This is a genomic window from Flavobacterium sp. UMI-01, assembly GCF_019656315.1.
GTDB lineage: Bacteria > Bacteroidota > Bacteroidia > Flavobacteriales > Flavobacteriaceae > Flavobacterium.
In genome coordinates this window covers 1-13,096 of record NZ_BPLU01000049.1, presented here as the reverse complement: position 1 = coordinate 13,096, position 13,096 = coordinate 1, and the positions used below count along the sequence as shown (strand labels likewise).

12 protein-coding genes and 3 tRNA genes are annotated in these 13,096 nt (G+C 35.0%); 9 read left to right on the top strand and 6 right to left on the bottom strand.

Annotated features, from left to right (window positions below):
• Nucleotides 1-60: 60 nt before the first annotated feature.
• A complete protein-coding gene (gene typA, locus K5R64_RS13185; RefSeq protein WP_220764083.1) occupies nt 61-1,857 on the bottom strand; it encodes a translational GTPase TypA in 1,797 nt (598 codons plus the stop codon).
• 168 nt (nt 1,858-2,025) lie between these two features.
• Here typA and K5R64_RS13180 point away from each other — a divergent pair, with 168 nt between their 5' ends.
• Both K5R64_RS13180 and K5R64_RS13175 read left to right on the top strand, forming a co-directional pair.
• Entirely contained in the window at nt 2,026-3,738 is a 1,713-nt protein-coding gene (locus K5R64_RS13180) for a PAS domain-containing protein (protein ID WP_220764082.1), read from the top strand.
• Between the two features lie 2 nt (nt 3,739-3,740).
• Nucleotides 3,741-4,145: a response regulator gene (locus tag K5R64_RS13175; RefSeq protein WP_220764081.1), complete on the top strand. Its 405-nt coding sequence runs from the start codon at nt 3,741-3,743 to the stop codon at nt 4,143-4,145.
• A gap of 150 nt (nt 4,146-4,295) precedes the next feature.
• Here K5R64_RS13175 and rpsT read toward each other — a convergent pair whose 3' ends face one another.
• The 5 genes from rpsT to proS all read right to left on the bottom strand — a co-directional run bounded on the left by rpsT (nt 4,296) and on the right by proS (nt 6,454).
• A complete protein-coding gene (gene rpsT / locus K5R64_RS13170; RefSeq protein WP_220764080.1) occupies nt 4,296-4,547 on the bottom strand; it encodes a 30S ribosomal protein S20 in 252 nt (83 codons plus the stop codon).
• 39 nt (nt 4,548-4,586) lie between these two features.
• A tRNA-Glu gene (locus K5R64_RS13165) sits at nt 4,587-4,658 on the bottom strand.
• A 50-nt stretch (nt 4,659-4,708) separates the two neighbouring features.
• Nucleotides 4,709-4,780 (bottom strand) — tRNA-Glu (locus K5R64_RS13160).
• 46 nt (nt 4,781-4,826) lie between these two features.
• Nucleotides 4,827-4,898: transfer RNA gene (locus tag K5R64_RS13155), tRNA-Glu, on the bottom strand.
• Between the two features lie 77 nt (nt 4,899-4,975).
• Nucleotides 4,976-6,454, bottom strand: coding sequence for a proline--tRNA ligase (gene proS / locus K5R64_RS13150; protein WP_220764079.1), 1,479 nt, complete (start codon nt 6,452-6,454; stop codon nt 4,976-4,978).
• A 102-nt stretch (nt 6,455-6,556) separates the two neighbouring features.
• Here proS and K5R64_RS13145 point away from each other — a divergent pair, with 102 nt between their 5' ends.
• The 7 genes from K5R64_RS13145 to K5R64_RS17240 form a co-directional block, all read left to right on the top strand.
• Complete coding sequence (locus K5R64_RS13145) at nt 6,557-7,495, top strand: hypothetical protein (protein ID WP_220764078.1); 939 nt, start codon at nt 6,557-6,559, stop codon at nt 7,493-7,495.
• Nucleotides 7,496-7,539: 44 nt separating this feature from the next.
• Nucleotides 7,540-9,036 (top strand): OmpP1/FadL family transporter, encoded by a 1,497-nt coding sequence (locus K5R64_RS13140; protein ID WP_220764076.1) that lies wholly within the window; start codon nt 7,540-7,542, stop codon nt 9,034-9,036.
• A gap of 227 nt (nt 9,037-9,263) precedes the next feature.
• A complete protein-coding gene (gene rimO / locus K5R64_RS13135; protein ID WP_220764074.1) occupies nt 9,264-10,577 on the top strand; it encodes a 30S ribosomal protein S12 methylthiotransferase RimO in 1,314 nt (437 codons plus the stop codon).
• 38 nt (nt 10,578-10,615) lie between these two features.
• Nucleotides 10,616-11,077 (top strand): hypothetical protein, encoded by a 462-nt coding sequence (locus K5R64_RS13130; RefSeq protein WP_220764072.1) that lies wholly within the window; start codon nt 10,616-10,618, stop codon nt 11,075-11,077.
• A gap of 35 nt (nt 11,078-11,112) precedes the next feature.
• Complete coding sequence (locus tag K5R64_RS13125) at nt 11,113-12,015, top strand: N-acetylmuramoyl-L-alanine amidase (protein WP_220764070.1); 903 nt, start codon at nt 11,113-11,115, stop codon at nt 12,013-12,015.
• Nucleotides 12,016-12,329: 314 nt separating this feature from the next.
• On the top strand, nt 12,330-12,680 hold the full coding sequence (locus tag K5R64_RS13120) for a transposase (protein WP_220764068.1): 351 nt from the start codon (nt 12,330-12,332) through the stop codon (nt 12,678-12,680).
• A 145-nt stretch (nt 12,681-12,825) separates the two neighbouring features.
• On the top strand, nt 12,826-13,096 hold a 271-nt coding region (locus K5R64_RS17240; protein ID WP_255580382.1), incomplete at its 3' end, for a transposase.

Sequence of the window (13,096 nt, the reverse complement as noted above, 5' to 3'; positions counted from 1 at the left end):
CCAAAAAAAGAGCCATTCTAAAATAGTTCAGAATGGCTCTTTTAAAAAAGTATAATGCGATTAAAACTTATATCTCTTTCTGTCTGTTTCAGTCAAATAGATTTTTCTTAAACGAATTGACTTTGGAGTAACTTCTACATACTCATCTTTTTGGATGTATTCCAATGCTTCCTCTAATGAGAATTTAATTGCAGGAATAATTTTTGCTTTATCATCAGCTCCAGAAGAACGTACGTTAGACAACTTTTTCGTTTTAGTAACGTTAACCGTCATATCATCACTACGTGTATTTTCACCAATTACTTGACCTTCATAAATATCTTCGTTTGGATCCACAAAGAATTTACCACGATCTTGTAATTTATCAATAGAATAAGGAATTGCTTTTCCGTTTTCCATAGAGATTAATGATCCGTTATTTCTTCCTGGAATTTCTCCTTTGTAAGGCTCATATCCAATAAAACGGTGTGACATAATAGCTTCACCAGCAGTAGCTGTCAACAATTGATTACGTAATCCAATGATTCCACGAGATGGAATGTTAAACTTAACCACCATACGCTCACCTTTACCTTCCATAGAAAGCATTTCTCCTTTACGTACCGAAACAAATTCTACTGCACGTCCTGAAAGGTTTTCAGGTAAATCAATAGTCAATTCTTCGATTGGCTCACATTTTACACCATCAATTTCTTTAATAATTACTTGTGGCTGTCCAATTTGTAATTCGTACCCTTCTCTTCTCATTGTTTCAATAAGAACAGATAAGTGCAATACACCACGACCAAAAACCATAAACTTATCAGCCGAATCAGTCTCACCCAATTTCATGGCTAAGTTTTTCTCTAATTCTTTAGTCAATCTTTCTCTAATATGCCTAGAAGTTACAAATTTACCTTCTTTACCAAAAAATGGTGAATCGTTTATGGTAAACAACATACTCATTGTAGGTTCATCAATAGCAATGGTTTGTAAAGCTTCTGGATTTTCGTAATCGGCAACAGTGTCCCCAATTTCAAAACCTTCAATTCCAACAATAGCACAGATATCACCAGCTACTACTTCTTCTACTTTTTTACGACCTAAACCTTCAAAAGTATGTAATTCTTTAATTCTAGACTTAATGATTTTTCCATCTCTTTTTACCAAAGAAATAGGCATTCCTTCTTTTAAAACCCCTCTTTCTAAACGACCAATAGCGATACGTCCAGTAAATGAAGAGAAATCTAAGGAAGTAATTAACATTTGAGGTGTTCCCTCAGATACTTTAGGAGCAGGTACATTTGCGATAACCATATCCAAAAGTGGCTCTATGTTTTCAGTTTGATTTTTCCAATCATCTGACATCCAGTTATTTTTTGCCGAACCATAAACGGTTGGAAAATCCAACTGCCATTCTTGTGCCCCTAATTCAAACATCAAATCGAAAACTTTTTCATGTACTTCCTCTGGAGTACAGTTTTCTTTATCCACTTTATTGATAACTACACATGGTTTCAATCCTAAGTCAATTGCTTTTTGAAGTACAAAACGAGTTTGTGGCATTGGCCCTTCAAAGGCATCTACTAACAAACATACACCGTCAGCCATATTCAATACACGCTCTACTTCTCCACCAAAATCGGCGTGACCAGGAGTATCAATAATGTTGATTTTTGTTCCTTTGTATTGAACAGAAACGTTCTTTGAAGTAATGGTAATACCTCTTTCACGCTCTAAATCATTGTTGTCCAGAATTAAATCCCCTGTATTTTCGTTTTCACGAAATAACTGACAATGATACATAATTTTATCAACCAAAGTTGTTTTACCGTGATCGACGTGAGCAATAATTGCAATATTTCTAATTGATTCCATCTGTAATTTTTAATGGGTGCAAAGGTACACTTTATTTCGAGATATAAAACATTTCACAAATACTTTACCTTCTATTAACTCTAAATACTAATAAAAAATCTTTTAAACAAACTTTTAAAATAATTTAAGGGAAATTTTATAATTAACAATAATTAATTACATTTGGGTATGAAAAACAAAATAAACCAAATAACCATAGTATATGTGCTAATAGCCATGTTTGCGGTTATTGTTTTTCATAAACTTTCTCTGCGTTTTCTACATAATGAAAGCTATCCTGTTTTCAATTTTTCAAAAGACCTCATATTAGTAACATTTACGGCCTTAATTTTCAGATACATATTAACTCAAAATGAAAAAAAGAGTAAAACTGTGCTTGAAAAATTAAAACAAACCAATAATGAGATAAGAGAATCCAATGAAAAATATGATATTGTTGCCAAAGCTACCAGTGACACCATTTGGGACTGGAATATAGCCGAAGACAAATTGTATTGGAACAAAGGAATCAAAGGTATTTTTGGTTATGACCAAGAGGAAGTGGGAGAAAGTTCAAGCTGGTGGTTTCAAAACATACACCCTGAGGACAGTATCAAAATGTCTATTAAACTCTATTCATTTATAGAACAAAAAACAGAAAACTGGCAAGATGAATACCGCTTCAAATGCGCAGATAACACTTATAAATATGTATTAGACCGAGGCTTCCTACTGAAAGACGAAAACGGCAAAGCCATCCGAATGATTGGAGCCCTACAAGATATCACAAAAAGAAAAGAAGAAGAACTTCGACTGAAATTGCTTGAAACAGTAATCCTCCAAACAAAAGATTCGATTGTAATTACCGAAGCACATTTCCACAAAAACAAACTCCCTAAAATAGTCTATGTAAACCCTGCCTTTACCACTATGACAGGCTATGAATCAGATGAGATTATCCACAAATCTCCTGATTTTTTAAGTGGACCAAACACGGACCCTGCTATCATTAAGAAAATCATTTCAGCTATTAAAAACTATGAAGAATGTGTAATTGAAATGATTAGTTATAAAAAAAATGGAGAAGAATTTTGGTTACACTTTTCAATGATCCCTATTTACAACACCGACAAAGAACTCTCTCATTGGATATCTATACAGCGGGACATTACAGCCGAAAAAAGACAAGAAAAAGAAAGAGAGCAACTCATTCTAGAACTTACTCGCAACAACAAGGATTTAAAACAATTTTCATACATTACCTCACACAATTTAAGAGCTCCGATATCAAATCTAATGGGATTACTCGCTCTAATAGAAGACATCACTATTGACGATATCGAATTGAAAGAAATCCTACATGGTTTCAACAAATCCACACATTTACTAAATGAAACCATTAATGACCTAACCAAAGTAATGATCATCAAAGACAACTCTTCAACTTTAAAAGAGACTGTCTCTCTCAAAGACATATTTGAAAATGTTTTCAACCAACTTTCCTTTCAATTTGACTTACACCGACCTATCTTAAAAATTGATTTTGACAAAGTCCCAACTATTATAGCCAACAAATCCTATATCGAAAGTATTTTACTCAATTTGCTCTCCAATGCCTTAAAGTACAAATCCGACAAGCGAAACTTAAAAATCTCAATTACAGCGGATCAAACCGACAACCTTGTTACACTTAAATTTAAAGACAACGGAATTGGAATTGATTTAAATCGAAATAAAGATAAAATTTTTGGCCTTTATCAAAGATTTCATGATTATCCAGACAGCAAAGGACTAGGGCTTTATCTTGTAAAATCTCAGATTGATGCTATGGACGGAACTATCGAGGTAGATAGTGAGGTTGACAAAGGAACAACTTTCACCTTAACTTTCAAAAATAAATAATAATGTTAGACAAAATATTGTGTGTTGACGACGATCCAATAACACTAATGTTGTGTAAAAAAGTAATTATCAAAGCTGCTTTTTCAAAAGAAACAGATACCGCCCAAAACGGCGAAGAAGCTCTAAAATACTTTGACAAAATCAAAGAAAATAACATTGAATCACAAACTATCCCTCAACTTATCTTTTTAGACTTAAACATGCCTGTAATGGGTGGTTGGGAATTTTTAGATTGCTTCAGCACAGATACCTATATTGAATTCAATCAAAAAACTAAAATTATAGTACTCTCTTCCACCATTGACCCTGAAGACCTAGAAAAATCAAAAAAATACCCCATGGTAATTGATTTTCTACCTAAACCTATTTCCATCTCAATGCTAGAAGGACTTTCATCCAAATTGTAAATCAAAATTTATTACTATAAAAAAACAATCGACCGCTTGCCATATAACACAAGCGGTCGATTGTTTTATCACAACACCAAACATCTTTTACCACAACAAAAAAGCCTCTTAAAAAAGAGGCTTTAATTATAAGATATAAAAAGGCAACTATTACAATTTAGCAACAAATTTAGTCAACTTAGATTTTAAGTTTGAAGCTTTGTTGTCATGAATGATATTTTTCTTAGCTAATTTATCAATCATTGAAATAACATTTGACAATTTAGAAGTAGCATCAGCTTTATCAGTAGCTATTCTTAACGCCTTGATAGCATTACGAGTAGTTTTGTGTTGATATCTGTTTAACACTCTTTTCTTTTCGTTACTTCTAATTCTTTTTAATGCTGACTTATGATTTGCCATTTTATTATATTTTTTTTATCTTTTACTATTTTATCATCGTAGTCCGTAAGGGAATCGAACCCCTGTTACCAAGACGAAATCTTGGCGTCCTAACCCCTAGACGAACGGACCATTATCACCTAGTTAGTTATCAATCTAAAAATTAACATAAAGATTAATTGTAGTCCGTGGGGGAATCGAACCCCCCTTACCAGGATGAAAACCTGGCGTCCTAACCGATAGACGAACGGACCATAATTTCCTAGAAGAAGGAAATCTATTTCATTAAACAGTATTTCGTAGTCCGTGGGGGAATCGAACCCCCCTTACCAGGATGAAAACCTGGCGTCCTAACCGATAGACGAACGGACCGTGCTTCTGTATTGCGGTTGCAAAGATACATCTATTTTTTAAACGTACAATAGTACAAGTAAAAAAAATTAAATTTTTTAATACGCTTTTGCAAAAAGCACTCTTTTACGAGAAGGTTTCCCAGTAAACACACAGGCTCCCAGCTCCTCTTTAGCATCCAAAGGAATACATCTAATCGTTGCTTTTGTCAAATCTTTAATCTTCTCTTCGGTCTCAGCTGTTCCATCCCAATGAGCCGAAACAAACCCCCCTTTACCTTCTAAAACTGATTTAAATTCTTCAAAATCATTCACTTCGGTCACATGAGTATTTCGATACTCTAAAGCTCGATTAAATAAATCCTCTTGGATTTGCTCTAAAAGCGTACAAATATAATTTTCGATACCTTCACTAGATTTCACTTCTTTAGTAAGTGTATCGCGTCTTGCAACCTCAAAAGTTCCATTTTCTAAATCTTTTGGACCAATGGCAATTCTGACAGGAACCCCTTTTAATTCCCATTCGGCAAATTTAAACCCTGGCTTTTGAGTAGTTCTATCGTCAAACTTAACCGATACACCTAATTTTCTCAACTTAACCATCAATTCACTTGCAGCTCCACCAATAGCCATTAATTGTTCTTCTGATTTATATATAGGAACAATCACTACTTGTATAGGTGCTAAGTTAGGAGGTAACACCAAACCTTGATCATCAGAATGCGTCATTACCAAAGCCCCCATCAAACGGGTTGAAACCCCCCAAGAAGTTCCCCATACATATTCTTGCTTCCCTTCGGCATTCGCAAACTTCACATCAAATGCCTCAGCGAAGTTTTGCCCTAAAAAGTGCGAAGTTCCAGCCTGTAATGCTTTCCCATCTTGCATTAAAGCTTCAATACAATAGGTTTCTACCGCCCCAGCAAAACGCTCAGATTCTGTTTTCAATCCTTTCACAACAGGTATTGCCATGAAATTCTGAACAAAATCAGCATATACATTCATCATTTTTTCTGACTCTTCTATCGCCTCTTGACGTGTTGCATGAGCTGTATGTCCTTCCTGCCATAAAAACTCCGCTGTTCTTAAGAACAAACGGGTACGCATTTCCCAACGAACCACATTGGCCCATTGGTTAATCAACAACGGCAAATCTCTATAGGATTGCACCCACCCTTTATATGTTGACCAAATAATCGCTTCGGATGTAGGACGCACTATCAGCTCCTCCTCTAATTTTGCATTCGGATCAACTATTAATTTCCCTGCTTTATCAGGGTCGTTTTTCAACCTGTAATGCGTTACCACTGCACATTCTTTTGCAAACCCTTCGGCATTTTTTTCTTCGGCCTCAAACATGCTTTTAGGTACAAATAAGGGAAAATAGGCATTTTGATGACCTGTTTCTTTAAACATTCTATCTAATTCTCCTTGCATTTTTTCCCAAATTGCATAACCGTAAGGTTTTATAACCATACAGCCTCTAACGCCCGAATTTTCAGCTAAATCAGCTTTTACAACCAGCTCGTTATACCATTTTGAATAATCTTCGGATCGTGTGGTAAGGTTCTTACTCATATTGAATAGTTTGGCACAAATATTGTTTAATTTTTATTTAACTAAATAGTTTGGCAAAACTAACTATTTTTGTATTGTGCAACAATAAAAAACCATATAGATATGAAAACTTCTATTTTTTCACTCAAAAAAGCTTCGCTATATATTGTATTTAGCATAAGCAGTCTTTTATTATCATCTTGTGGTTCCTATCAAAATAGCTCCTATTATGATAATGATGGTATCTATGGCGATTCTAATGTACAACGAACAGAAGTTGCTCCAAGAACAAACCCAAACAATCCTTATAAAGACTATTTCAATTCACTACAAAACGAATATCCATCAGATCAAATTTTTACAGATGTAGAAAATTACAACAATTACGATAATAACAACGCCAACAACAACGAACAATACGCTGGATGGGGAAACAATGCTGCAAAAACAGATATCAATATTTATTCTAACAACAACTGGGGCTTAGGTTTTGGTTGGGGTTTTGGCAACCCATATTACGGTTGGGGGTATTCTAACTTTGGTTGGGGATATCCCTATGGTTTTGGCTGGGATTATCCTTATTATGGTTGGGGTTTTGGTTGGAATTCCTTTGGCTGGAATTCACCATATTATGGTTGGGGATATTACAACTCACCTTATTTTTATGGAAATCGCGGTTACTACAACAACAATTACTCCTATAATTCAGGAAGAAGAGGCGAAACTTTGAATAATTCAAATTACAACAACTCAAATAGTGGTAGAACCTATCAAAATAACACCACCATTAACCGACGATTTTCCTCAGAATCTAGTAGCAGACGAAATGAAACGAGCACGAGCAATTCTAACACCTTTTCTAGACGAGTAGAATCTCAAAATCAAAATAATTCCGAATACTCTAATTCTAGAAACACAACCAGTCCACGATACGAAAGCAATACACCTAGTAGAAGCTATAGCCCTAGCAACAACAGTTATTCTTCACCTTCTAGATCAAGTTCATCAGGTGGAAGTTACGGTGGTTCCTCAGGTTCAAGCAGAAGAGGTGGCGGAAGATAATCTGACTTCTTTAGCCTAATATTCAACTTTTTAACTTGAAGAAAATGAAAAAATACCTCATCCTATTAATAACAGGACTAACAATCCACGTAGCTCAATCACAAGAATCGGTTGATGCGATACGATATTCTATGGACAACCTTAATGGTACTGCACGTTATCGTGCAATGAGTGGTGCTTTTGGAGCTTTAGGGGGAGATCTATCCTCCTTAAATTCCAATCCTGCTGGGTCAGCCGTTTTTGCTAACAACCAAATGGGTTTTAGTCTTAGCAGTTACAATAACAAAAACGAATCCAATTATTTTGGAACCCAATTCACTGAGAAAAACGATAAAATTAAACTGAACCAAGGAGGTATTGTATTTGTATTCCAAAACCCAAAAAACGACTGGAAAAAGTTCTCATTAGCTATCAATTACGAAAACACCAACAATTTCGACAATGCTGTGGTTTCCATTGGTACCAACCCCAATCGTTCAATAAGCGAATATTTTTTACATTATGCTAATGGAATTCCATTAAGCACCTTAGAAGATTTCAGCTACCCAAACTTGCTACACGATGAACAGCAAGCATTTCTAGGCTATCAAGCTTATATCATCAATCCTGTTTCTACAGCAGGTAATAACACCCAATACACATCAAATGTAGCACCGGGTGGAAATTACTATCAAGAGAACGCAATATACACTAGCGGTTATAATGGAAAACTTTCTTTTAATGCTGCTACATCTTATAAAAACAAATTGTATCTTGGAATTAATCTTAATACTCATTTTATTGATTACACACAATCCTCCTTATTTTATGAAGACAATAACAATAATTTAAATTCGGATTACCAAGTTACTCAAGTGGAATTTAATAACGAACTTTACTCTTACGGCTCCGGATTTTCATTTCAACTGGGAGCTATTGCTAAAATCACCAATGAGATTCGCTTTGGTTTGGCTTATGAATCACCCACTTGGTATAATATATACGATGAATTCTCGCAAAGAATAACAGCCGTAAGCAGCAATTCCAGCGGTAGTCTGCCGGCAGACGTAGTAAATCCTAATTCAACAAATATTTACGACCCATACAAACTACAAACCCCTGCAAAATATACAGGAAGTTTTGCCTATGTTTTTGGCAAAAAAGGATTACTTAGTATTGATTATGCTTTAAAGGATTATAGCAACACTAAGTTTAAACCTGAAAACGACCCTTATTTTAGAGGACTGAATAACGTTATGAGTAATACCTTTGTCAATACTCAAGAAATAAGAATTGGTGGAGAATACAAAATACAAGCATTAAGCCTTAGAGCTGGCTATCGTTTTGAGGAAAGCCCATATAAAAACAACACCACTATTGGTGATTTGAGAGGGTATTCCACAGGTATTGGATATAATTTTGGAAACACAAAACTTGACTTGTCTTATGCCACATCAGAACGAAATAAACAACAAGGCTTTTTCACACAAGGTTTAACAAGCGCAGCCAAAGTAAACTCCAAACTTGACACCGTAACCCTGACCCTATTATTTGAATTATAAAAAACTTATCTCTTTTAATCCGTTTCATGAATTTGGAACGGATTTTTTTTAACCCAGATGGCAGTTACACCCTTGTGGCTACGGTCATATATCCAAAGTAAGGCCTTTCTGCCGACAGCCAGGTAGAGCAAACAGTTGGAAATAGCACCAAAAAACATTCTAAAACCCACTTAAATTAATTGGGATTGGATAAAAAAGCGTAATTTTGCACTCCAATTTACAAATCTATGAGAACCAAGTCTTTAAAAAAGAATAAAATCAACGTCATCACCCTTGGGTGTTCTAAAAACATATATGATAGCGAGGTGCTAATGGGACAACTTCGTGCCAATGGTAAAGAAGTAGAACACGAAGCTCCAGCCGAAAAAGAAGGCAATATAATCGTTATTAACACTTGTGGTTTTATTGACAACGCAAAAGCCGAATCCGTTAATATGATTTTGGAATATGCTGACAAGAAAGAAAAAGGACTAGTTGACAAGGTTTTCGTAACAGGATGTTTATCTGAGCGTTATCGCCCTGATTTAGAAAAAGAAATTCCCAATGTAGATCAATTTTTTGGAACTACGGAATTACCACAACTTTTAAAAGCTTTAGGCGCTGATTACAAACATGAATTACTAGGAGAACGTTTGACAACAACACCTAAAAATTATGCTTATTTAAAAATTGCCGAAGGTTGTGACAGACCATGTAGTTTCTGTGCTATCCCGATTATGAGAGGAAAACACGTTTCACAACCCATAGAAAAATTGGTTAAAGAAGCTGAAGGTTTGGCTCGTGATGGTGTAAAAGAATTGATTTTGATTGCCCAAGATTTGACTTATTACGGTCTTGATATTTATAAAAAACGAAATCTAGCAGAACTTCTAGAAGCTTTAGCAGCTGTTGAAGGCATTGAGTGGATTCGTCTACATTATGCGTTCCCAACTGGTTTCCCAATGGATGTTTTGGAACTAATGAAACGCGAACCTAAGATTTGTAATTACATTGATATTCCGTTACAGCATATTTCAGATTCTATTTTGAAATCCATGCGTCGTGGAACAACTCAAGCTAAAACCACTCAACTACTTAAAGATTTTAGAGCTGCCGTACCTGGAATGGCAATTCGTACCACCTTAATTGTAGGTTATCCAGGCGAAACACAAGAGGATTTTGAAATTTTGAAAGACTTTGTGCAAGAAATGAAATTTGACCGTATGGGATGTTTTGCGTATTCACACGAAGAAAACACCCATGCTTATTTACTCAAGGACGATGTTCCAGACGAAATAAAACAAGCACGTGCCAATGAAATCATGGAATTACAATCTCAAATTTCGTGGGATTTAAACCAAGAAAAAGTAGGTCAGGTTTTCAAATGCATTATCGACAGAAAAGAAGGACAACACTTTATAGGTCGCACCGAATTTGATAGTCCAGATGTTGATAATGAAGTTCTTATTGATGCCTCTCAACATTATTTAAAAACGGGTGAATTTGCCATGATTAAAATTACAGACGCTACTGAATTTGATCTTTACGGAGAACCCGCATAGTTCTTTTATATTGTTTCAATACTTACCCTTTTACGCTTATGAAAAATTTAAAACTTATTTTCAGCGCTTTCATTTTAGTGCTTTCAATCACAAGTGTTTCAGCCCAATACGGCTATGGAAATGGTTACGGCTATGGAAATGGCTATGGAAGACAACGTTTAGATTCTGAAATCACAACCAATACCCCACCACAACCCGAAGAAATCCCTGTTGAAGTAACGGTAGGTGAAATCATGAAAAGAATGAAACCGGAATTAAAACTGGATGCTTTACAAGAAATCGCTATCGGAAATGTTTTAAAGGAAAGTATCCGTGAGCAAGGGATTATTATGAAAGATGAAAAAGTTGGACAAGAACAAAAAGGAAAAGAAATTCAAGCCTTAGCCGAAACCACCAATAGAAAAATTAATGAATTTCTAAATCCTGAACAAAAAGAGCTCTATAAAAAATGGTCGGAAGAGAAGCCAAACTCAAAAAAGAAATCAAAACGCAATAAATAACCAGCCCCCTCGTTCTATCTAAGAATCCATCCAATATGAAAAATTATTTTTATTTATTTATTGCCGCTCTATTCATAACTTCTTGCGGACCAAAACCTCAAAAAACTTCTGAAAAAATATACGAAGAAAAATTAAATACGTTTAAGGAAGAAATCTCGGTTAAAGAATCAAAACCTTTACCTATTGTTACTGAAACCGTTTTAATAATTGACTCTACCTATACCCATAAAATTTACAAATTTAGCGACGAAATCATTAGTGTTAAATCCAAATCACTTGATAATGGTATTCAAACAGAATGGATTGGGACGGTAAATTTCAACCTCCGAAAACCTAATTTTATCATCTTACATCATACAGCTCAAGATTCTATTGAACAAACTATAAAAACCTTTACCTTAACAAGAACACAAGTAAGTGCTCATTATGTAATAGGAAGAGACGGAAGAGTGGTACAAATGCTTAATGATTATTTACGTGCTTGGCATGCTGGCAATGGTTCTTGGGGAAAAAACAAAGACCTTAATTCATGCTCCATTGGAATTGAGCTGGACAATAACGGTTATGAACCTTTTCCAGAAGAACAAATTAAGAGTTTAATGTCATTATTGAGTAAACTGAAAAAGGATTATGACATTCCAAAAGAAAATATCATTGGTCATGCTGATATTGCACCTACACGAAAGAAAGATCCTAGCCCATTGTTCCCTTGGAAAACCCTAGCCGAAAATGGTTTTGGATTATGGCATGATACCATTTTAGAATCGGCACCCGCGAATTTTGATGTTGAACAAGCTTTACGCATCATCGGATACGATACCAAAAATCTTAATGCTGCCATCACCGCTTTTAAATTACATTATATCCAGACCGAAGTGGACGCAGTTTTAGACGAAAAAACCATTAATGCCATCTACAGTATTTACAAAAAAAGTTAGTTTAATATTTACTTCTAAGATGTTTTTTTGTGTATCGTTATTTCAGGACGGGACACAATAGATGAAAAAAGTGCTATGCGAGTTACATAGCACTTTTTTTATGCTTTACATTCACTATAACCCACCTCATTTTAACCCAAATCATCGATAAGATGCTGTTGTTACACTATTAGGTATAAACATTTTTGGTTGATTGAAAAACTTCAAATCAACCCCAATCTAGGTGATAAAAAACGAACAAAATCCTATGGATCAGGAACAAAACTTGGGGAGGATTTAATAAAAATATAGATATTTGCTAAAAACAAATTAGCGTGGAATCCTATCTGGAATTATTAAAACTCATATTACCTGAATTTTTAGTTGAGCATTTCGATTTGAACTCTTTTAAAAATTCAGAGGAAAACCTACACTTGTATTTCGAAGAAAAATCAAAGCCTCCAAAAGAGTTTGATTCAAAGGAATTAGTCTCTAAAGGTTTTTCGGAGGAAATCACAATTCAAGATTTCCCCCTTAGAGGCAAGTTTGTCTATTTACACATTAAACGTCGTCGTTGGACCAATAAAACTAATGGAGAAATTGTTAAAAGAGATTGGGCTTTAGTGGCTAAAGGAACACGTATGACGCAAGAATTTGCGGCTTTTTTAAAAGAAATTAATAGATAACACAGCTATTAATTGTCATACTATTGGAGGTTTCTTTGGGGTTAACGGTAAAAAACTTCAAAGACAGTATAAAAAACATCTCAGCTCATTTAGCACTTGGGAACCCAAAGAACACGCTCACCAATGGATTATATACCCCAATAACATGGGAACTCATTTATCTATCGATGAAGTAGCCTTGTCTCAAGGGGAGCTTTACACTATTGTCACCAATAAAAAAGCTAAAGGTAAAAAAGGCTCACTAGTTGCTATTGTTGCTGGAACCAAGACAGAGCAAGTCATTGAAAAAGTAAGCAAAATAGATTTTAAAAAAAGACAAGCAGTTACTGAAATTACCTTAGACATGGCTAGTTCCATGAAGTTAATAGCCAAAAAATGTTTTCCAAAAGCCGTACAAGTAACAGATCGTTTCCATG

Bases quoted from the DNA above. Each gene is read 5' to 3' on its own strand.
- K5R64_RS13125 (WP_220764070.1), top strand. From the start codon at position 11,113: ATGAAAAATTATTTTTATTTATTTATTGCCGCTCTATTCATAACTTCT.
- rimO (WP_220764074.1), top strand. From the start codon at position 9,264: ATGAGAACCAAGTCTTTAAAAAAGAATAAAATCAACGTCATCACCCTT.
- proS (WP_220764079.1), bottom strand. From the start codon at position 6,454: ATGAGTAAGAACCTTACCACACGATCCGAAGATTATTCAAAATGGTAT.
- K5R64_RS13175 (WP_220764081.1), top strand. From the start codon at position 3,741: ATGTTAGACAAAATATTGTGTGTTGACGACGATCCAATAACACTAATG.
- K5R64_RS13145 (WP_220764078.1), top strand. From the start codon at position 6,557: ATGAAAACTTCTATTTTTTCACTCAAAAAAGCTTCGCTATATATTGTA.
- rpsT (WP_220764080.1), bottom strand. From the start codon at position 4,547: ATGGCAAATCATAAGTCAGCATTAAAAAGAATTAGAAGTAACGAAAAG.
- K5R64_RS13180 (WP_220764082.1), top strand. From the start codon at position 2,026: ATGAAAAACAAAATAAACCAAATAACCATAGTATATGTGCTAATAGCC.
- typA (WP_220764083.1), bottom strand. From the start codon at position 1,857: ATGGAATCAATTAGAAATATTGCAATTATTGCTCACGTCGATCACGGT.
- K5R64_RS13130 (WP_220764072.1), top strand. From the start codon at position 10,616: ATGAAAAATTTAAAACTTATTTTCAGCGCTTTCATTTTAGTGCTTTCA.
- K5R64_RS13140 (WP_220764076.1), top strand. From the start codon at position 7,540: ATGAAAAAATACCTCATCCTATTAATAACAGGACTAACAATCCACGTA.